The 20,272-nt window shown below is 71.7% G+C and carries 18 protein-coding genes; 11 read left to right on the top strand and 7 right to left on the bottom strand.

Translation table 11 applies throughout. The features are described from left to right. Positions 1-600 precede the first annotated feature (600 nt). Positions 601-1,422, top strand: coding sequence for a serine hydrolase (locus OG897_RS08095; protein ID WP_266654260.1), 822 nt, complete (start codon positions 601-603; stop codon positions 1,420-1,422). Positions 1,423-1,445: 23 nt separating this feature from the next. Beyond that, a complete protein-coding gene (locus tag OG897_RS08090; RefSeq protein WP_266654258.1) occupies positions 1,446-1,604 on the top strand; it encodes a hypothetical protein in 159 nt (52 codons plus the stop codon). A 24-nt stretch (positions 1,605-1,628) separates the two neighbouring features. On the opposite strand, the gene OG897_RS08085 is transcribed toward OG897_RS08090, so the two are convergent. Both OG897_RS08085 and OG897_RS08080 read right to left on the bottom strand, forming a co-directional pair. Continuing rightward, a complete protein-coding gene (locus OG897_RS08085) occupies positions 1,629-2,489 on the bottom strand; it encodes a hypothetical protein (RefSeq protein ID WP_266654256.1) in 861 nt (286 codons plus the stop codon). Positions 2,490-2,610: 121 nt separating this feature from the next. Beyond that, positions 2,611-2,970: a hypothetical protein gene (locus OG897_RS08080; RefSeq protein ID WP_266654254.1), complete on the bottom strand. Its 360-nt coding sequence runs from the start codon at positions 2,968-2,970 to the stop codon at positions 2,611-2,613. Positions 2,971-3,637: 667 nt separating this feature from the next. On the opposite strand from OG897_RS08080, the gene OG897_RS08075 reads away from it, so the two are divergent. Next, the gene (locus OG897_RS08075) at positions 3,638-5,401 is read left to right on the top strand and encodes a serine/threonine protein kinase (RefSeq protein WP_266654252.1); all 1,764 of its coding nucleotides are present in this window, start codon (positions 3,638-3,640) and stop codon (positions 5,399-5,401) included. Here the strand turns inward: OG897_RS08075 and OG897_RS08070 are convergent. Continuing rightward, entirely contained in the window at positions 5,395-6,048 is a 654-nt protein-coding gene (locus tag OG897_RS08070) for a pirin family protein (protein WP_266654250.1), read from the bottom strand. The genes OG897_RS08075 and OG897_RS08070 overlap by 7 nt on opposite strands. A 220-nt stretch (positions 6,049-6,268) precedes the next feature. On the opposite strand from OG897_RS08070, the gene fasR reads away from it, so the two are divergent. The 5 genes from fasR to fabF all read left to right on the top strand — a co-directional run bounded on the left by fasR (position 6,269) and on the right by fabF (position 11,173). Then, positions 6,269-7,399: a fatty acid biosynthesis transcriptional regulator FasR gene (gene fasR, locus OG897_RS08065; protein ID WP_266656667.1), complete on the top strand. Its 1,131-nt coding sequence runs from the start codon at positions 6,269-6,271 to the stop codon at positions 7,397-7,399. 89 nt (positions 7,400-7,488) lie between these two features. Further along, a complete protein-coding gene (locus OG897_RS08060; protein WP_266654248.1) occupies positions 7,489-8,409 on the top strand; it encodes an ACP S-malonyltransferase in 921 nt (306 codons plus the stop codon). 11 nt (positions 8,410-8,420) lie between these two features. Then, positions 8,421-9,452 carry a ketoacyl-ACP synthase III gene (locus OG897_RS08055; RefSeq protein WP_266654246.1) on the top strand — a complete coding sequence of 344 codons (1,032 nt, stop codon included), beginning with the start codon at positions 8,421-8,423 and terminating at the stop codon, positions 9,450-9,452. Positions 9,453-9,530: 78 nt separating this feature from the next. Then, the gene (locus OG897_RS08050) at positions 9,531-9,782 is read left to right on the top strand and encodes an acyl carrier protein (RefSeq protein WP_266654243.1); all 252 of its coding nucleotides are present in this window, start codon (positions 9,531-9,533) and stop codon (positions 9,780-9,782) included. Positions 9,783-9,904: 122 nt separating this feature from the next. Beyond that, positions 9,905-11,173, top strand: a complete 1,269-nt coding sequence (gene fabF / locus OG897_RS08045) for a beta-ketoacyl-ACP synthase II (RefSeq protein WP_266654241.1) — start codon at positions 9,905-9,907, stop codon at positions 11,171-11,173. A 70-nt stretch (positions 11,174-11,243) separates the two neighbouring features. Here the strand turns inward: fabF and OG897_RS08040 are convergent, their stop codons facing one another. After that, positions 11,244-12,767 carry a PQQ-binding-like beta-propeller repeat protein gene (locus tag OG897_RS08040; protein WP_266654239.1) on the bottom strand — a complete coding sequence of 508 codons (1,524 nt, stop codon included), beginning with the start codon at positions 12,765-12,767 and terminating at the stop codon, positions 11,244-11,246. A gap of 168 nt (positions 12,768-12,935) precedes the next feature. Next, on the bottom strand, positions 12,936-13,430 hold the full coding sequence (locus tag OG897_RS08035; RefSeq protein WP_266654237.1) for a DUF3145 domain-containing protein: 495 nt from the start codon (positions 13,428-13,430) through the stop codon (positions 12,936-12,938). A 431-nt stretch (positions 13,431-13,861) separates the two neighbouring features. Between OG897_RS08035 and OG897_RS08030 the strand changes: the two genes are divergently transcribed. Further along, positions 13,862-14,794 (top strand): SGNH/GDSL hydrolase family protein, encoded by a 933-nt coding sequence (locus OG897_RS08030; RefSeq protein WP_266654235.1) that lies wholly within the window; start codon positions 13,862-13,864, stop codon positions 14,792-14,794. Between the two features lie 116 nt (positions 14,795-14,910). Here OG897_RS08030 and OG897_RS08025 read toward each other — a convergent pair whose 3' ends face one another. Continuing rightward, entirely contained in the window at positions 14,911-17,382 is a 2,472-nt protein-coding gene (locus OG897_RS08025; RefSeq protein ID WP_266654233.1) for a beta-glucosidase, read from the bottom strand. Positions 17,383-17,559: 177 nt separating this feature from the next. Between OG897_RS08025 and OG897_RS08020 the strand changes: the two genes are divergently transcribed. Together OG897_RS08020 and OG897_RS08015 are read left to right on the top strand one after the other, a co-directional pair. Then, positions 17,560-18,129 carry a TetR/AcrR family transcriptional regulator gene (locus OG897_RS08020; protein ID WP_266654231.1) on the top strand — a complete coding sequence of 190 codons (570 nt, stop codon included), beginning with the start codon at positions 17,560-17,562 and terminating at the stop codon, positions 18,127-18,129. Positions 18,130-18,332: 203 nt separating this feature from the next. Beyond that, entirely contained in the window at positions 18,333-19,586 is a 1,254-nt protein-coding gene (locus OG897_RS08015) for a pyroglutamyl peptidase (RefSeq protein ID WP_266654229.1), read from the top strand. 22 nt (positions 19,587-19,608) lie between these two features. Here OG897_RS08015 and OG897_RS08010 read toward each other — a convergent pair whose 3' ends face one another. Further along, positions 19,609-20,217, bottom strand: a complete 609-nt coding sequence (locus OG897_RS08010) for a LysE family transporter (protein WP_266654227.1) — start codon at positions 20,215-20,217, stop codon at positions 19,609-19,611. Between the last annotated feature and the right edge of the window lie 55 nt (positions 20,218-20,272).

Genomic DNA, 20,272 nt, shown 5'->3' with positions numbered 1-20,272 from the left:
CTGCGGTACGGGGCTAGCCTGCCCCGCATGAACGACATGACCCCACCCACCCGGACCGCGCGTGCGCGCCCTTCAGGGGCGCGGGGAACTGCGCGCCCAGCCCCCACGCACCCGCACGTCTCCGGGACAGCCGCGCGGCGAGCGCTTGAGGTGAAGGGGCGGGGAGGGGTAGCCCGCCGCAGGCACACCGGGGTGCGGCGCACCTGATGGCGGAGGTAACAACGGGCGGCTCCGGGGTGGGCCCGGAGCGGAGGGGGGCCGCCCCCTTGCCCGCCCGTTCCGCCCCCGGGGGGCGGCCCCGCCGCCCAAGGAGGCGAGGCGGAAGCGGAGGGCGGAGCCCAAGGGGGCCAGGCGGAAGCGGAGGGGGCGGAGCTGCTGCCCGGGGAGGCGGAGAAGGAGGTGGGCCCGTGCCGGGGGGCGAGGAGGGGTGGGGGTGGTGCTCAAAGGGGGTTGGTGGGGGGTGTCGGAGGTGGGGGCGAGGGTGGGGGGCGGGGGGTGGCACCGGTGGTGTCCTTGGTGCCGGTCTCCCCGGCGAGGGGGGCAGCAGCGGGTGCCGCCCTCGCGTCCGGTGCCCCGGCGTAGCCGGTTAGGCTCGATTCCATGCAGAGCGTGTCGATGATCGAGTCCTGGCCGGTGCCCACCGCCGCCACCGCCGTCGTCCGGGCGGACGGTACCGTCCTGGGAGCCCACGGGAAGACCGCCCACCGCTTCCCCCTCGCCTCCGTGTCCAAGCCGCTCGGCGCGTACGCGGCCCTCGTGGCGTACGAGGAAGGGGCGATCGAGCTCGACGAGCCCGCCGGGCCCCCCGGCTCGACCGTCCGGCACCTCCTCGCCCACACCAGCGGTCTCGCCTACGACGAGCCCCGCGTCACCTCCGAGCCCGGTGCCCGCCGCCTCTACTCCAACGCCGGTTTCGACGCGCTCGGCGACCACATCGCGAAGGCGACCGAGATCCCGTTCGGCGAGTACCTCCGGCAGGCGGTGCTGGAGCCGCTCGGGATGAACGCGACCACCATGGACGGCTCCCCCGCCCGCGACGGCGTCTCCACCGTCGACGACCTCGCCCGGTTCGCCGCCGAGCTCCAGGCTCCCCGCCTCCTCGACCCCCGTACGGTCGCCGACGCCACCCTCACCGTGCACTACCCCGGCACCAAGGGCGTCCTCCCCGGCTTCGGGCACCAGAACCCCAACGACTGGGGGCTGGGATTCGAGATCCGGGACTCCAAGTCGCCGCACTGGACGGGGAGTTCGGCGTCCCCCCGCACTTTCGGCCACTTCGGCCAGTCGGGTACGTTCCTGATGGTCGACCCGGACGCCGGTCTCGCGATCGTCTCCCTCGCCGACCGGGCCTTCGGCCCGTGGGCGGCGGAGGTCTGGCCGCCGTACATCGACGCGGTACTGGCGGAGGCCCGTACCGCCTGAGTCCCGACAGGGGGCGGCGCCGCGTGTACCGCTGGCTCTTCTGGTTGTGCGCGGTGCTGGCAATCGTCCCGCTGACCGCGATTCCGTGGTCGGACCGGCCGTTCGTCCTGGCGCTCCAGTCGTCCGTCTTCGTCGGTCTGGCCCGTCTCTGCTCCCAGAGGCGCAGGGCGCGGGAGACCTGAGAGGGCGCCCCGGCGGCCCTGCCCTTACCCGCCGGGGTTCTCGCGGACCTTCTCCGCCCGTTCCAGGAAGCTCCTCTTCGCCGCGCGGAGGGCCTGGAACTCCTTCGGCTTCGCCGCGATCCACTTCTGCTGGAGTTCGCTGTCGACCCGGAACCAGGTGCGCACGAGCCCCGTCCGCTCCTGGCACGTCACGTCCTGCACCGCGACCGCCTTCTCCTCCCGCGAGGGCGGCTTCGCCATGTCCCAGCGGGCGTCGCCGATCGCCTTGGCGTGCGTCGGGTAGGAGTGGCCCCCGCCGCGCATGCAGGCGCTCCAGTCCCGTACGGCCCGCAGCACGCGCGGGTCCTTCGCGGACTCGGCCAGCGCCTTGGAGCTGAACCTCATCGCCAGGGCGTCGTCGTAGCGGATGCCGCGCCACAGCGTGTCGTTGGCGCGGCGCTGGCAGCCGGACGCCTCGTCCGTGGCCGCCTTCTTCTCCTGGGGGGTGAGGGCGAGTTCACGGCGGTGCTTCTCCTCGTAGACCTCGGTCGGGCTCAGCAGCGCCGGTACGTGGTGGTACCCGAAGGACTTCGCGACGTCCGGCTCGATCACCCCGTACCGGCGGCGGTTGCGCCAGTCGCCGAAGTCGGGGCGGTCGATGAGCCGCCACTCGAAGCCCCGCTCCCTCATGCACTGCCGGGTGAGCAGGTCCGCCGCCTCCTCGCCGTCGTAGATCTCGTCCACCGACAGGAGGTACGCGTCCGTCGGCAGGCGCAGGCCGAGGACCTCCGCCGAGGGGGCCGGAACCTCCGGCGCGCGCTCTCCGCGCGGATCGGGCTGCCGCGCCGCGCACCCCGCCGTCAGCACCAAAGGAGCGACGAGCGCGGCCGAAAGCCACGCGCCCACTCTCCTCTTTCTCCCCTTCCCCTTCTTTCCCTTCTTTCTCTTCCGCACGTCTTCTTTCACGATTCTCCCCGGCCCCCGAAACGAAAAGCCGGGAGCCGATTTCCGGCCCCCGACCCATTCCCTACAGGAACTTCACACAACTCGCCTTGTTGTCGAAATTGTTGTTGCTGAAGTCGGTGTCGACGGAATTAGGCTTGGCCGTGTAGCTCGCGCCCGTACAGACGCCGCCGTTGTCCCACATGCCGACGTAGGAGTTCGTGTAGTTCTTCATGGAACTGGCACCGTTGTTCATGACCTGCGTGGTTCCGGACCAGTACTTGTTGTTCAGCTCCACGTCCGAGCCGCCGAACGAGGCCCAGTTTCCGGCGTAGTTGTCGTGCTGGTACAGGTAGAAGGCCGCATGAGCCTGGGAGGAGAATCCGATCACGAGGGCGGAGGCGCCTATCAGCGTGCCAAGGCGAAGAGCGATCTTGCGCTTCATGCTGATTCCTCTCGGTGTTCGTTTCTGTCGGCGTTCGTTTCTGCCGGAATTCCTTGTCGTCGGTCGGTTCCAGCAGGGAGCTAAGCACCGTCCGAATCCATGTGTCAACGAACGGTCGCTTTACGGCCACCGAAAGTGATCCCCTCACTCGTGTCCGGTTTCCGCTGCACCGTCGGGTGCATTTCCGTGATTCGCGCCGACCGCCTTCCAGCACGCGAACCACACCGTTTCCCCACCCCGTCCCCCGCTCCCGGCTCCGCCCCCAGCCGTCCGCCAGTGCCTCCACCAGCAGCAGCCCGCAGCCCGCCGCCGCCTCCCCCGCCCCCTCGGCACCTCCGCCCGGCAGCACCGGACGGTCGTCGGCCACCTCCCTCCGCACGCCGCCCGCCCCGCAGAGGAGGAGGAACGAGCGACGGCGGCCAGGCAGGTGCCGGACAACCTTCGCGACCGGCCCGGCGGAAGCCCCCAAGCTCCGCAACCGGGACGGCAGTTGTGTGATGCGTGCCACCAGCCCGCGTTCGGCCAACTGTGTCCGGCCCCGCACCGCGCCGATGGTGCGGGGCCGCCCGCCTGACGCCCATGTCGGCCGCCAGCCGTGGCCGGAGCTGCGGAACCGTATACCCTCCCACCCGACGACAGCGGCTCGGTTCGACGGGTGGGAAAGTTGATGCACGAGGGAAGCACGGGCGGGCAGTTCCACCCGTTGGCGGACAACGACCCCCGTACGATCGCGAGTTATCGCATCGCGGCCCGGCTCGGGGCGGGCGGCATGGGGCAGGTGTACCTGACGTACACGCCCGGCGGGCACCCCCTCGCGGTGAAGGTCATCCGGCCGGAACTCGGCGACGACCCCGGGTTCCGGCAGCGGTTCAGGTCCGAGGTGCAGGCGGCGCAGCGGGTGCAGGGGCTGTACACCGCGCCCGTCATCGACTTCGACACCGAGGGCGAGCGGCCGTGGCTGGCGACGGCGTACGTCGCCGGGCCTTCCCTCGCGGTGGCGGTCACCGAGCACGGCAGGTTCCCCGTCCCGACCGTGCTGCGGCTGATCGCCGGGATGGCGGAGGCGCTGAAGGTGATCCACGCGGCCGGGATCGTGCACCGCGACCTGAAGCCCGCGAACGTGCTGCTCGCCTCGGACGGGCCGCGCGTCATCGACTTCGGCATCGCGCGGGCCGCCGACGCGACCGCCCTCACCGGGACCGGCATCACCATCGGCACGCCCGCCTTCATGTCGCCCGAGCAGGCGGCGGGCAAGGAGGTCGGCCCGGCCTCGGACGTGTTCGCCCTCGGTCAGGTCGGCGTGTACGCGGCGCTCGGCAACTCGGCCTACGGGGAGGGCAATTCGCATGCGGTCCTGTACCGGATCGTGCACGAGGAACCCGATCTGACGGGCCTGCCACAGGAGTTGGGCTTCCTCGCCCGCTGCCTCGCTAAGGACCCCGCCGACCGCCCCGGCCCGGCCGAGATCATCGACCTGTGCCGGGCAGCGTCCCCGACTCCGCTGAGCCAGCAGGGCAGTTGGCTGCCGGAGCCGATGGAGGCGGACATCCACCGCCGCACCGAGGCATGGGCGGCGATGCGGACGCGGGTGCCCGCCCCCGGGGACGCCACGCACGACGGCACGCACGACGCCACCCCCAGCCCCGCCCCCAGCCCCGCCCCCGGCCTCCCGCACGCCCCCACCGTCACCGCCGCCCCCAGCGCCTCCACTCCCCCCGCCCAGCCTCCGTACCCCTCCCAGCCCACACATCCCGGGACGCCCGCTCCATACCCCACCACCCCCCAGCACAGCCTGCACGCGGCCCCGTACCCCATGCAGCCCCAGCCGTCCTGGACGCCGCCCCCGCCCAAGAAGAAGATGAGCGGCGGCGTCCTCGCGCTCATCGTCATCGCCGCCGTGCTCCTCCCCGTCGGCGGCTGCATGGCGTTCATCGCCAACGTGGCCGACGACGTGCAGCGGAGCAGCACCGGAGGCAGTGGGTCCGGCGGGTCCAGGGGCAGTGGCACGCCCCGCCCCGACCCCAAGCCGGTCACGTACAAGCGCGTGAACCTCACCAACGACTACTACGTCCGCTTCGCCGACTCCCCGCCCAGGCCCATCCACTCGGGCGACGCCGCCTACGAGGACGACGCCGACTTCTACTACTGGAGCGACGAGCACTACCTGGGCAGCAACGGCAAGAAGGTCTCCGTGCTGAACAACTCCCAGAAGGGTTCGCTGAAGACCTGCCGCGAGGAGACCCGCTTCACCGAGCGCCTCACCCTCAGCCAGGTCTCCCCGGGCTCCCAGCTCTGCGTGCACACCGAGTCCGGCCACATCGCGCTGGTCACCTTCAGGGGCCGCTCGTCCCCCTCCGACCCCAGCGACTACGTCACCCTCGACCTCACCCTCTGGCGCAACGCGGAACAGCCCTCCGGCTCCGGCTACTGAGGTCCGCCGAACCCCCACACCAGCACCTCGGCGCGGCTCGCCGCCACCAGTTCGAGCCCCGGCTCTCCACCGATCCGCGCCGAGTCCCCCGCCGCCAACCGCTCGCCCCCGAGCGCCACTTCACCGCGTACGACATGGACGTACGCGGTGTCCGGCACGCCCGCCCGCCCGCCCTCGCCCAGCCGCCGCACCACCAGCACCGCGCCCGCCGCCGTCACCTCGTACGGGGCGGCGGAGCCGGAGCGCACCAGCCGGTACGCCGGGTCGCCGCCCGGCGCCAGCGGGGCCAGCCACATCTGGACGAAGACCAGCGGATCGGGGCCCGCGTTGCGCTCGACGTGCCGCACCCCGTCCGCCGCGCTGAGGTGCTGCACGTCCCCGGCCCGCACGACGGTGGCGCGGCCGGTGGAGTCGAGGTGGGTGAGCTCGCCCTCGACCACCCAGGTGATGATCTCGGTGTGACTGTGCGGGTGTTCGTCGAAGCCCGCGCCGGGGGCGAGGCGTTCCTCGTTGCAGGCGAGGACGGGGCCGAAGCGCAGGTTGTCGGGGTCGTAGAAGTGCCCGAAGGAGAAGGCGTGCAGGGACTCGATCCCGGCTGCCGGGTCGCCGCCCTGGTAGCGGTCCGCGGAGCGTCGTACGGAAATCACAGGAGCCAGCCTAGGGCCGTGGCGAAGCCCCCGCGCCCTATCACGGAAGCCCGTCCGGGGCCGGTAGACCACGCCCACCGCCGGATAAGGCAGTCTTGTCCCCGTGCCCCGATCCGATCCCGAAGCGCAGCAGGCCAGCGCCGCAGCCGAAGCAGAAGCCGAAGCGGCCGCGGCGAACGACGTCTACGACGCCCACCCGCACTCCGCGACGCTCAAGCGGCTGGAGCAGTCCTCGGGCTCCCTCGCCGCGAGCGCCATCGCGCGCATGGACGAGACGCTGCCCTGGTACCGGGCGATGCCTCCCGAGAACCGGTCGTGGATCGGTCTGGTCGCGCAGGCCGGCATCGCCGCCTTCACGGAGTGGTTCCGGCACCCCGAGACCCCGCAGGCGATCTCGACCGACGTGTTCGGGACGGCTCCGCGCGAGCTGACCCGGGCGATCACGCTGCGCCAGACCGTGGAGATGGTCCGTACGACCATCGAGGTCATGGAGTCGGCGATCGAGGAGGTCGCCGCCCCGGGTGACGAGTCCGTGCTGCGCGAGGCGCTCCTGGTGTACGCCCGGGAGATCGCCTTCGCGACCGCCCAGGTGTACGCGCAGGCCGCCGAGGCGCGCGGCGCGTGGGACGCCAGGCTGGAGTCCCTCGTCGTGAACGCCGTGCTGTCCGGCGAGGCCGACGAGGGGGCCGTGTCCCGGGCCGCCGCGCTGGGGTGGAACTCCCCGGAGCACGTGTGCGTGGTGCTGGGGACCGCCCCCGACGGGGACTCCGAGCTGACCGTGGAGGCCATCCGGCGGGCCGCCCGGCACGCCAAGCTCCAGGTGCTGACCGGGGTGCTCGGGTCGCGGCTCGTCGTCATCGCGGGCGGCAGCGACAATCCGTTGCAGGTCGCGAAGGCTCTGATCGGGCCGTACGCGGCCGGGCCCGTGGTCGCGGGTCCCGTCGTGCCGGACCTCCTGGCGGCCACCCGTTCCGCGCAGGCGGCGGCCGCCGGACTGAAGGCGTGCACGGCGTGGCAGGACGCTCCCCGGCCCGTTCTGGCGGACGATCTCCTGCCGGAACGCGCGATCGCCTCCGACCGTGGCGCGCGAGAGCAGTTGGTGGAGGAGATCTACAGACCGCTCGAAGAGGCCGGGTCGGCTCTGCTGGAGACGCTGAGCGTGTACTTGGAGCAGGCAAGCAGTCTCGAAGGGGCCGCACGGATGCTGTTCGTGCACCCCAACACCGTGCGCTACCGGCTCCGACGTGTGACAGACGTCACCGGCTGGTCCCCGTCCGACGTCCGCTCGGCCTTTACGCTCCGTATCGCCCTGATCCTGGGGCGTCTGGCCGACGGAGACTCGCCGTCCTAGACTTTTGTTGGATATAGACAATTCCCCTGTCGGTTCTTCGTCCCAGTCCCCACGGGCAGAAGACGCCGCCCACAAGAGAGAGTGTGAGGGTGCTCGTACTCGTCGCTCCCGGCCAAGGCGCTCAGACGCCCGGCTTCCTGACTCCCTGGCTCGACCTCCCCGGTGCGGCCGACCGCATCGCGGCCTGGTCCGACGCCATCGGGCTCGACCTCGTCCACTACGGCACGAAGGCCGACGCCGACGCCATCCGTGACACCGCCGTGGCCCAGCCGCTGCTGGTCGCCGCCGGTCTGCTCTCGGCGTCCGCGCTCGGCGACATCTCCTCGGTCGGCGCGGTCGCCGGACACAGCGTCGGTGAGATCACCGCCGCCGTGTTCGCCGGTGTGCTCGCCGACGAGGCCGCGCTGCGTTTCGTACGGACGCGCGGGCTCGGCATGGCGCAGGCCGCAGCCGTCACCGAGACCGGGATGGCGGCCCTGCTGGGCGGCGACCCCGAGGTGACCGTCCCGCACCTGAAGAAGCTCGGGCTGACCCCGGCGAACGTGAACGGCGCGGGCCAGATCGTCGCCGCGGGCACCGTCGAACAGCTCGCGGCGCTGGACGCCGACAAGCCGGAGGGCGTACGCCGGGTCGTCGCCCTGAAGGTGGCGGGCGCCTTCCACACCGAGCACATGGCTCCGGCCGTCGCGGAGCTGGGCAAGGCCGCCCAGGACCTCGACGTGTCCGACCCCTCCCTGACGTACGTCTCGAACGCCGACGGCCAGCAGGTCGCCAGCGGCTCCGAGGTCGTCTCGCGCCTGGTGAGCCAGGTCTCCAACCCGGTCCGCTGGGACCTGTGCATGGAGACCTTCCAGACGCTGGGCGCGACCGCGATGATCGAGGTCTGCCCCGGCGGCACGCTGGTCGGGCTGGCCAAGCGCGCCCTGCCGGGTGTGAAGCCTCTCGCGCTCAAGACCCCCGACGACCTCGACGCTGCCCGCGCGCTCCTCGCCGAGCACGCGAGCGCGTAAGGAGCTGGCACATGGCGAAGATCAAGCCCAGCAAGGGCGCTCCGTACGCGCGCATCCTCGGTGTCGGCGGCTACCGTCCGACCCGAGTGGTGCCCAACGAGGTCATCCTGGAGCGCATCGACTCGTCCGACGAGTGGATCCGTTCGCGGTCCGGCATCGCCACCCGTCACTGGGCCTCCGACAAGGAGACCGTGGCGATGATGTCGGTCGAGGCGTCCGGCAAGGCCATCGCCGACGCCGGGATCAGCCCCGAGCAGATCGGCGGCGTCATCGTCTCGACGGTCTCGCACTTCAAGCAGACCCCGGCCGTCGCGACCGAGATCGCCGACCGGATCGGGGCGGGGAAGCCCGCCGCGTTCGACATCTCGGCCGGTTGCGCGGGCTTCGGCTACGGCCTGACCCTCGCCAAGGGCATGGTGGTGGAGGGTTCGGCGGAGTACGTACTCGTCATCGGCGTGGAGCGGCTCAGCGACCTCACCGACCTGGAGGACCGTGCGACGGCCTTCCTGTTCGGCGACGGCGCGGGCGCGGTCGTGGTGGGCCCCTCCGACGAGCCGCACATCGGCCCGACCGTGTGGGGTTCCGAGGGCGACAAGTCCGAGACGATCAAGCAGACGGTCGCCTGGGACGAGTTCCGGTCGGGCGAGAGTTCGCAGCTGCCCGTGGACAGCCGGGGCGAGGTCAAGTTCCCGGCCATCACGCAGGAGGGCCAGGCGGTGTTCCGCTGGGCCGTCTTCGAGATGGCCAAGGTCGCCCAGCAGGCGCTGGACGCGGCCGGGATCTCCCCGGACGACCTGGACGTCTTCATCCCGCACCAGGCCAACATGCGGATCATCGACTCGATGGTGAAGACTCTCAAGCTGCCGGAGCACGTCACGGTCGCCCGTGACATCGAGACCACCGGCAACACCTCGGCGGCCTCGATCCCGCTCGCGATGGAGCGGCTTCTGGCCACCGGGCAGGCCAAGAGCGGGGACACCGCCCTGGTCATCGGCTTCGGGGCGGGTCTCGTGTACGCCGCGACTGTCGTTACCCTCCCCTAGGGCGATTTCGGGTTTCCACCCGATACCGCCCGCACCCTCCGTACCACCTGAATCACACTTAACCGAAGGAGCGCCGTCATGGCCGCCACGCAGGAAGAAATCGTCAAGGGTCTCGCCGAGATCGTCAACGAGATCGCCGGTATCCCCGTCGAGGACGTCCAGCTGGACAAGTCCTTCACCGACGACCTGGACGTCGACTCGCTGTCCATGGTCGAGGTCGTCGTCGCCGCCGAAGAGCGCTTCGACGTGAAGATCCCCGACGAGGACGTCAAGAACCTCAAGACGGTCGGCGACGCCGCGAAGTACATCCTGGAGCACCAGGAAGCCTGATCAAGCCGGTAGCCAGGACCGGGTCGCCCATTTCACCGGGGCTGCCCGCCTGGAGCGCTGCACTCGCCACCCGGCGGTGGCGCCGTAAAGATTCCCCCTCTACACGTGGAGAAAGAATTCCTGTGAGCCCGACCAATCGCACCGTGGTCGTCACCGGTATCGGCGCAACAACACCGCTGGGTGGCGACGCCGCATCGACCTGGGAAGGTCTGCTGGCCGGACGCTCGGGCGTCAGCCCCCTGGAGGGCGAGCGCTTCGCCGAGCTTCCCGTACGCATCGCCGCGCAGGCGGCGGTGGACCCGTCCGAGGTCCTGCCCCGCCCGCTGGCCCGCAAGCTGGACCGCTCCGCGCAGTTCGCGATCATCGCGGCGCGCGAGGCGTGGGCCGACGCGGGCTTCACCGCCAAGGCCGGTGAGGACGAGCAGATCGCCCCCGAGCGCCTGGGCACCGTGATCTCGTCGGGCATCGGCGGCATCACCACCCTGCTCGACCAGTACGACGTGCTGAAGGAGAAGGGCGTACGCCGCGTCTCCCCGCACACCGTTCCCATGCTCATGCCGAACGGCCCCTCGGCCAACGTCGGCCTAGAGCTGGGCGCCCGGGCGGGCGTGCACTCCGTGGTCAGCGCGTGCGCGTCGGGTGCCGAGGCGGTCGGCTACGCGATCGAGATGATCCGCTCCGGCCGCGCCGACGTCGTCATCGCCGGTGGTACGGAAGCCACGATCCACCCGCTTCCGATCGCCGCCTTCGCCAACATGATGGCGATGTCGAAGAACAACGACGAGCCCGAGAAGGCATCGCGCCCCTACGACACCGCCCGCGACGGCTTCGTCCTCGGCGAGGGCGCGGGCATCGTGATCCTGGAGTCGGCGGAGCACGCCGCCCAGCGCGGCGCGAAGGTCTACTGCGAGGCCGTCGGCCAGGGCCTGTCCTCGGACGCCCACCACATCGCACAGCCCGAGCCGACGGGCCGGGGCATCGCCGCCGCCCTCCAGCAGCTGCTCGACGCGACGGGCCTCGCCCCGTCCGAGATCGTGCACCTCAACGCGCACGCGACGTCCACCCCGCAGGGCGACGTCGCCGAGATCAAGGCACTGCGCAAGGTGCTGGGCGACGACCTGGACCACGTAGCGGTCTCCGCCACGAAGTCCATGACCGGTCACCTCCTGGGCGGCGCGGGCGGCATCGAGACGGTCGCGACCGTCCTCGCCCTGTACCACCGCACGGCCCCGCCGACCATCAACGTCGACGAGCTCGACCCGGAGGCGGCGGAGGCGGACATCGTCCGCGACAAGCCGCGCGCGCTTCCGGCCGAGGGCACGATCGCCGCGCTCAACAACTCGTTCGGCTTCGGCGGCCACAACGTGGTGCTGGCGTTCCGTACGGTCTGACCGGTTCTCGTACGTACGTGAGTGAGGCCCGCCCCCGGGAACGCCCGGGAGGCGGGCCTCAGCCGTACCGTCAGCGGATCGCGAACAGCGGCGAGTCGGGCACGTCGCTGCTGCTGCGGTAGGTGCCGGCCGCGTCGTCCTCGTTGGCGACGACCACGGTGTTGCCCGGCCCCTGGTACAGCGTCATCGCGGACGGGTCCGGGACGTTCGACCCGAGGACCGCGAGGGGCGGTGCGGTCCTGCGCCCGTTGCGCAGGTCGTAGGAGACCAGATGGGTCGTGTACGAGGTGTTCATCAGGACCGTCAGCCGGCCGTCGGCGCCGGTGAGCAGGCCCTTCGCCGTATCGGGGAGCCGCTTGAGCCACTGGCGTTCGCCGTTGCCCAGGGAGAACGCGCCGACCCAGCGCACGCTGGTGTCCCCCGGGGTGATCACCCCGGTGATCAGCCGGTCGCCGACCACCCGGGCCTGTTCGGGCATCCCGATGATGGCGTTGGCGTTGGCGTTGCCGTTGCCGGTGGCCTGGCGGGACACCGGCAGGGTGGCGCGGGCGCGCCCCTGGTCGTCGTACGCGAGGAAGGCGTCGACTCCGCGCTCGTCCATCTCCTTGATGCGCAGCACCAGCGGTGCGACGGAGGTGAAGTAGGCGGTCAGCGCACGGGACTCCACGGGCAGGGCGCTGCGCCAAAGCTGCTTGCCGGTGGCGGCGTCGAGGGTGAGGAGCCGGGAGGTCACCGCCTCGGTGCCGTGGCCCTTGCGGCACTCCTCCACCGCGTGGATCCGGTCCGCCGAGGCGTCCAGCGTGACGGTCCGGCACCCCTTCGCCAGCTTCCGCGTCCAGGCCCGCTTGCCGGTGGCGGCGTCGAAGGCACGCAGCCGCTCCGTCTCGGCGGCGACGGCGGTACGTCCCGCCAGGGCGAAGGTGCCGTACGTGGCGGAGGAGTCGTACGTGTCGTACTGGAGCTTCTGCTGCCAGCGGGTCCTGCCGGTGACGAGGTCGAGTGCGGTGAGTTCGGCGCACGGCGCGTCGAAGCGGGCGTAGCCGACGAGGGCGACGTCCCCGGCGGTACGGGTGTCGGTGCCGCAGATCGTGCGCCGGACCGGTGCGGGGACGCTCCACGTCCGGCGGCCGTCGGCGAGGGAGTGCGAGGTGATGGTGTCCGGGGTGGCCCGGACCAGGTTGCCGCCCGCCGGGAAGGTCCACACGGAGCGGGAGCCGTACCCGCTGCCGCCGTTCTTTGGCCCGGTGTTCTCGTACGGGAGGGACCAGGCGAGGGTGTGCGCCTTGCCGGGCAGCGAGGACGCCCAGGCCCCTGCGGGCAGGAGGCCGGCGCCGATGCCCACCAGGGCCAGCGGGACGGCCCACCAGGCCCTCGTGCGGTGCGGGGAGGGGCCGGTGGGTTTGCCGTCCTTGTCCTTGGGCGGCTGGCCCACCACGTGGCCGATGAAGACCAGCACGGTGATCAGCAGCGCGATGGCCCCCAAGACCGTGAAGGTGTGGGCCCAGCCGTCGACGGCCGAGGACCCGGGAAGACAGTTGTCGTCCCGGCAGACGCCCTCGATGCGCTCCAGCCGGGAGTCCTCGCGGTGAAACATGATCGCGGCGCCTATCAGGCCCCCCGAGAGAACGACGGTGGCCCCTGTGACCACCCAACTCGCTCGCACTTCTTACCCCCCACAGGTAAACGACCGTTCAACTGGTCGACTGTGGGCGGAATCTATACCGATCGTGAACGGGACGGTCTCCGGGGTCCGGCAGTACGGTCAGACGACCTGGTGGAGCCAGCGGACGGGGGCTCCCTCGCCCGCGTAGCGGAAGGGTTCCAGCTCGTCGTCCCAGGGCTTGCCGAGGAGTCTGGTGATCTCGGCCTCCAACTCGCTCTCGCCGCGCACCGAGCGGGCCAGGGCGGCGCGCAGCCGGTCCTCCGGGATGAGGATGTCGCCGTGCATGCCGGTGACGGCGTGGAAGATGCCGAGCGCCGGGGTGGAGCTGTAGCGCTCGCCCTCGGCGGTGGGGCAGGGCTCCGCGGTCACCTCGAAGCGGAGCATGTCCCAGCCGCGCAGGGCGGAGGCCAGCTTGGAGGCCGTGCCCGCCTTGCCCTGCCAGGAGAATTCGGATCTCCAGGTGCCGGGCGCCGCCGGCTGCCTGATCCAGTCGAGTCCGACACGCACACCGAGTACGGAACCCACCGCCCATTCGACGTGGGGGCACATCGCGCGCGGTGCGGAGTGGACGTAGAGAACTCCACGTGTCGTCACCGGGACCTCCTGCTGTGTGCGTCGAGGTTCGCCAACACCTGCGGCCTCGTACTCCCTGCGCCCTGCGGTCGAGGTGACGCGCCTGGCCGGCTCCCGAGGTTGTCAACAGTAAACAGCATCGGGAGGGAATCTCCTGAAAAGGGACAGTATGTGACGTCATGTAATTTACCGGTGCCGATGGGGTGGGGCATCGCGGGTGGGGCATCGCGGGTGGGACTGAGGGGTGGGGCAGGTGGCTCGCGTGCGGTGTCCTGCCGTCGGCCGGTGGGGAAAAGCTACCGTGCGGCGCACGCCGGGGTGTGACGTACTGTCGGTCCGGGGGCGGGGAGAATACCGGGTTTGTCGCTGGATTCCGGGACTTTCCGCTTCGGAGCGCCGAAGGGGCGAGGTGCCGACGCAGTGGGCGGCCAGGACGCGGAGGGAAGTCGGACATGCGGGAGAACGGTCGCAACGGACCTGCCGGACCTGCGCGGCGGCTGCGTGCCGGAGTCGGGGCGGGGGCGCTGGGGCTGGTTCTCGCACTGGCCGTCGGGTGCTCGGGGGGTTCGGAGGGCTCGGGCGGGGCGTCCGGCGGGGCCTCTTCGCGGGCCGGGACGAAGCCGACCCCGAAACCCACTCCCACGTGGGACCGGTCGCCGTCCTCGCTCGTTGCCGTCGGCGATTCGATAACACGGGGGTTCGACGCGTGTTCGGTCCTGGCGGACTGTCCCGAGGCGTCCTGGGCGACCGGTACGCAGACCTCCGTGAACAGCCTGGCGGTGCGGCTGCTGGGGGCGAAGGGGGCTGCGGAGCGGAGCTGGAACCTGGCGGTAACGGGGTCCCGGATCTCTGACCTGCCACGTCAGATGGAACGGGCGGCGGAGCACCGGCCGGAGCTGGTGACCGTGATGACGGGTGCCAATGACGCGTGCCGCAGCTCGGTGGAGCAGATGACGTCGGTCGGGGACTTCCGGGCTTCGTTCGAGCGTGCGCTGCGGGAGCTGCGGAAGGCCCTGCCGAAGACGCAGGTGTACGTGGCGAGCGTGCCCGATCTGAAGCGGCTGTGGTCGCAGGGGCGGGGGAATCCGCTCGGCACGCAGGTGTGGAAGCTGGGGATCTGTCCGTCGATGCTGGGCGATGCGGAGGTGATGGACGCGGCGGCGGTGGCCAGGCGGGATGCGGTGAGGGGGCGGGTGGTGGCGTACAACTCCGTGCTGGGGGAGGTGTGCGGGCGGGATGCGAAGTGCCGGTATGACGGGGGTGCGGTGTTCAACTACGCCTTTGGCGGGGCGCAGTTGAGCCCGTGGGACTGGTTCCATCCGAGTGTGGACGGGCAGGGGCGGTTGGCGGAGATGGCGTACCGGGGGGTCACCGAGGTTCGGTGATCGGTGCGGGGCGGTGGGGGGCTTGGGGTTCGCATGTGCGGGTGGGTGGGGGCTGGGCGCGCAGTTCCCCGCACCCCTGGAGGCATGCTCCGCGGCCTCCCCCAGCCCCCGTCCCGTCAGACCTGGAGTGCGGCGCTCACTCGGCGGTCCGCGAGGGAGCGGCCGACTTCCACCTCGTACGCGCCCTCGATCAGCGTCCACGCGCTCGCCGACTCGTCCCAGATCTCGAAGGTGCGGCGGGGGAGGTCGAGGGTGACCTCGACGGTCTCCCCCGCGGCGGCCGTCACGCTCGCGAAGGCGGCGAGCCAGCGGGCCGGGCGCTCGACCGGGTCCGCGACCGGGGCGACGTACGCCTGGACGACCTCGCGTCCGGCGCGCGTGCCCGTGTTGCGGACGCGGACCGTGGCGGTGGTGCCCAGGACGGTGACCGACTCGTAGGACCAGGTGGTGTAGCCGAGGCCGTGACCGAAGGGGTAGGCGGGGGTGACGCCCTCCTTCTCCCAGGCCCGGTAGCCGATGAAGACGCCTTCGGAGTAGGCGAGTTCGCCGGAGGACGGGGCGACCTGCGTGACGGGGACGTCGGAGAAGGACACCGGCCAGGTGGTGGGGAGGCGGCCGCCCGGCTCCTGGGCGCCGAGGAGCACGTCGGCGAGTGCCGCGCCGCCCTCCTGGCCGGGGAACCAGGTGAGGAGGATCGCCGCGACCTCGTCGCGCCACGGCATCTCGACCGGGGAGCCGGAGTTGACGACGACGACCGTACGGGGGTTGACGGCTGCGACCGCGCGGACCAAGTCGTTCTGGCGGCCCGGGAGTTCGAGGTCGGTGCGGTCGAAGCCCTCGGACTCCACGCGGTCCGTGGTGGCGACCACGACGACCGCCGTGCCGGCCCCCCGGGCGGCCTCGACGGCCTCCGCGATCAGTTCGTCCGCGTCGCGCTGCGGCGAGAGGTGGGTGAGGGAGAACATCACGGCGGTGAGGGGCGAGCCGGTGTTCTTCTGGACGACGTGGGTGAGGGAGACCGTCACCGGCTGTCCCTCGGTGAGGTGTGTGCGGCCGCGCTCCTCCGGTGCGCCGAAGAACGCCTCGAAGGGGTCCGCGCCCTCGCGCGGGCCGTGGAAGCCGTCGTAGCAGGTCTCGCCGCCGAGGACGAGGGTGAAGCGGCCCAGGCCCCGGGTGCCGAAGACGTGCTCGCCGCTCTCGCGGGGGGTGAAGGTGCCGGTGACCTCGATGGAGTGGAGGTTGTCGTGGGTGACCCCGGCCGGGAGGTCGTCGCCGATCCACTGGACCTGGCCGTTGGGGAGGGAGCCCTCGCCGATGACGTCGCCGGACGCGTCGCGGCAGACGGCGCGCAGCTCGAAGCCCTTGTCGGCGACGGCGAGCTCGTCGCTCGGGTCCGCGCCGACGGAGAAGGTGAGGGCCCCGGCGGGGAGGGCCCCGGTCAGGCCGTCGAGCGGGGAGACGACGCGCTCCGGGAAGACGGTCGCGGAACCGCCGCCGAGTACGCGGGCGTCGCGGGCGGCCGCGCCGGAGAGCGCCACCGTGCCGCTGGGGGCCAGGGGCAGGACGTCGGCCTCGTTGCGGACGAGGACGACGGCGCGGTGGGCGACCTCGCGGGCGACGGCCTGGCCGTCGATCTCGGCGGGGAGGTCCGACGAGGAGACCACGGCGGGGGCGCCGTCGAGGATGCCGACGCGGGCGGCGAGGCGCAGGACGTTGCGGACGGACTCGTCGACGACGGATTCCTCGACCTCGCCCGCGCGGACCGCACCGGCGAGCGCCTCGCCGTAGACGGTCTGCGGGCCGGGCATGGCCACGTCCAGGCCGCCTTCGATGTCGCCCTTGGTGGAGCGGGCGGCCATCCAGTCGGAGACGATCGCGCCGTCGAAGCCCCACTCGCCGCGCAGCACCTCGTTCTGGAGGTACTGGTGTTCGGACATGGTGGTGCCGTTGACGGAGTTGTAGGCGCACATGATGCCCCACGGGTGGGCGTTCTCGACGATCGCCTCGAAGGGGGCGAGGTAGAGCTCGCGCAGGGGGCGCGGGGCGATGAGGTTGTTGACGGTGAAGCGGTCGGTCTCGGCGTCGTTGCCGACGAAGTGCTTGACCGTGGTGCCGACGCCGCCGTCCTGGACGCCGTTGACGTAGCCGGAGCCGATGGCCCCGGTGAGGTACGGGTCCTCGGAGTAGCACTCGAAGTGGCGGCCGCCGAGCGGCGAGCGGTGGAGGTTGACCGTCGGGGCGAGGAGGACGTGGACGTTCTTGCGGCGGGCCTCCTGCGCGAGCAGACGACCGGCGCGGCGGGCCAGCTCCGGGTCCCAGGTGGCGGCCAGCGCGGTCGGCGAGGGGAGAGCGATCGAGGGGTCGTCGGCGGTCCAGCGGACGCCCCGGACGCCGATCGGGCCGTCGGAGAAGACGAGGGAACTCAGGCCGATCTCGGGGAGGGCCGGGATGGACCACATGTCCTGGCCCGCCAGGAGGCGGGCCTTGGCGTCGAGGTCGAGCTTGCCGAGTGCGGCGCTGACGACGTCCTCGCGGAGCCGCTCGTCGGCGCCGCTGGGGGTGTTCCGGGTGGTGGGCTCGCCTGCCACGGCCGTACCTCCTCATTGAGATCTGCTGTTGTCCCCATAGATACTCCGATTACCTGTAGACCGGTAGGGTTCGTTATCTTTTCGTGATTCAGGTTCGCCGAGTGGGGCGATTCGGACATGGCGTACCGTCCTGACCAGCAAGATCACAGGGAACGCGCAGGGGAAGGACGTACGGGGATGCCCAGGGCCAGGAGCGAGGAGAGGCGGGCGGAGATCCTCCGCGCCACCTTCGAGGTGATCGCCGAGCGGGGATACCGGGGAGCGTCGCTCGCCTCCGTGGCCGAGCGGGTGGGGCTCACCCAGCAGGGGCTGCTGCACTACTTCCCGACGAAGGAGGCGCTGCTGGTGGCCGTGCTGGAGGAGCGCGACCAGTGGGACACGGGCGGGGTGGGGCTCAGCGCGGAGGCGTGGCGGCTGGATCTGATGGCGTCGCTGGTGGACTACAACGCGATGCGGCCGGGGATCGTGCAGACCTTCTCGGCGCTGCTCGGGGAGTCCGTCACGGACGGGCATCCGGCGAAGGAGTTCTTCACCGCGCGGTACGCGCTCGTGCGCGCGGGCATGGCGGGGGCGCTGCGCGCGGAGTACGGGGAGCGGCTGGCGGGCGGGCTCACGCCGGAGCAGGCTGCTCCGCTTCTGGTGGCGGTGCTGGACGGGTTGCAGTACCAGTGGCTGCTGGACCCCGAGTCGGTGGACATGCCCGGGGCGTTCCGGGACTTCCTGACCCTGCTGCGGCCCACGGGCTGACGGCCGGGACGCCGGAGGACCGGTACCTCGCGCCACCGGCACCGCGCACCACGGGCCCCTCGCGCCACCGGCACCGGCGTACGCCGAGGAGGCCGTCCGGCGGCGCGGCGCCGACCCGTCTTCCCCAAGGTCCCCTTCCGTCACGGTCGTCGCCCTCCGATACTGGGGCCTCGCCGGTTCGGGGCTCTACGGAAGGACGAGGGATGCGACGCAGCACACGTACGGGCGGGGGCGTTCTCACGCTGGCTCTCCTCTCGGCCCTCGCCTGCACGGCGGCGGCCCTGCCCACCAGTACGCAGACCGCCGGTGCGCAGGCGGCTCCGGCCGCCGCTCCCACGGTCGAGGAGGCCCGGCTGGAGCGGGCGGCCCCGCAGGAGATCCTGCGCCGCAGCGGGTTCGACACGGTCGCGCCCCGCTTCGTGAAGGCGCTGGCCGGGGCGTCGACGTACCGCGAGGCGCAGGAGGTCGTGGACCGGCACGGCGCGCAGGTGTGGCGGCGGGCCGTGGACCGGGCGCAGGGGCGGGGCCCGGCGGGCGGCGACCTGAGCCGGGGCGACGACCGGCCGCTGTACTGGGCGCGGTTGGCCATGACGCGTGAACTGCGCGCCTGGGCACCGGGGTTCGGGCTGTCCGACCGTGACAGGGACCGGCTCGTGGAGCGGCTGGAACGGACCTCGCGCGGGCAGGACAGCATTCGCTTCGCCGGGAAGGGGCTGCGGCGCGTGCTGGTGACGGGCTTCGACCCGTTCACGCTGGACCGCGACATCCGGATCGGCAATCCGTCGGGGGCCACCGCCCTCGCCCTGGACGGCACCGTGATCCGTACCGCCGACGGACGGCTCGCCCGCGTCGAGACGGCCGTCTTCCCGGTGCGCTGGGACGACTTCGCGGACGGCGAGGTGGAGCGGGCGCTGCGTCCGCACCTGCGCGGCGTCGACCTGTTCACCACGATCAGCCAGGGCCGCCCCGGCCGCTTCGACGTGGAACGGTTCAACGGGGCCTGGCGGGGCGGCTTCGGCGACAACCTGAACATCGGGCGGACCGGCCCCGTCCCCGTCTCCGATCCCGCCTCGCAGCCCCAGTGGACGCGCACGTCCCTCCCGTACGCGCGGATCGTCGCGGCGCGCACGGGCCCCTTCCCGGTGTACGACAACACGTCGGTGACGGAGGTCCCGGCGGGCGGGGCCGGGCCCGTGGTGCGGCCGGACGGGCCGACGCCCGGTTCGGCGGCGCGGGCCGGGGGCGGCGGCGACTACCTTTCCAACGAGATCGCCTACCGGGCGACCCTGCTGCGCGACCGGCTCGGTCTGACGGTCCCGGGCGGCCATCTGCACACGCCGGTGCTGGAGTTCGACCGGGCGAACACCACGGAGATCACGGATCCGGTGTTCGTGAAGAACCGGTCGGACATCGTGGCGCAGGTGCGGGAGGTACTGCGGGTGGCGGCGGCGAAGTAGCCGCGAATGGGGGCTCGGGGCTTCAGCGGGCCAGCCCCAACGTCACCCCGAGCCCCACCAGCACCGAGCCGATCCCCCGGTTGAGCGCCTTCTGACGGCGGAGCATGGCCGCGCGCAGGCGGCCGTCCGAGAAGAAGAGCGCCACCAGGGCGAACCAGCCGAAGTGCGCGACGGACATGAAGAGTCCGTAGCCCGCCTGCTGCCAGAGCGCCGTTTCGGGCCCGACGACCTGCGTGAAGGTCGACACGACGAAGAGGGTCGTCTTGGGGTTGAGCACGTTCGTCAGGAACCCGGCCCGCATCGCCCCGAGCGGCGACAGTTCGCGCTTGCCCTCCAGGTCGACGGAGAGTTCGGCGCGGGCGAAGAAGGTGCGCAGGCCGATGTAGACGAGGTAGGCCGCGCCGAGGAGCTTGATGGCGGTGAAGAGGGCGGTGGAGGAGGCGATCAGCAGGCCGACGCCCAGCATGGTGTACGTGACGTGGACGAGGACACCTGCCGCGACTCCGGCGGCGCCGAGGAGGCCGGTGGTCCGCCCGTACAGGTAGCTGTTGCGGACGACCATCGCGAAGTCAGCACCCGGGCTGATGACGGCGAGGACGGTGATCAGCGCGACGGCGAGGACTTCTGTCATGTACGTGATGCTGCCGTCGGCTCCGTCCTTGATCAACCCCTTTCCGGATACTGGA

The sequence above is a fragment of the Streptomyces sp. NBC_00237 genome (assembly GCF_026342435.1).
Taxonomy (GTDB): domain Bacteria; phylum Actinomycetota; class Actinomycetes; order Streptomycetales; family Streptomycetaceae; genus Streptomyces.
The sequence above is the reverse complement of the archived record's forward strand: the minus strand, read 5'-3'. Positions and strand labels throughout refer to the sequence as shown.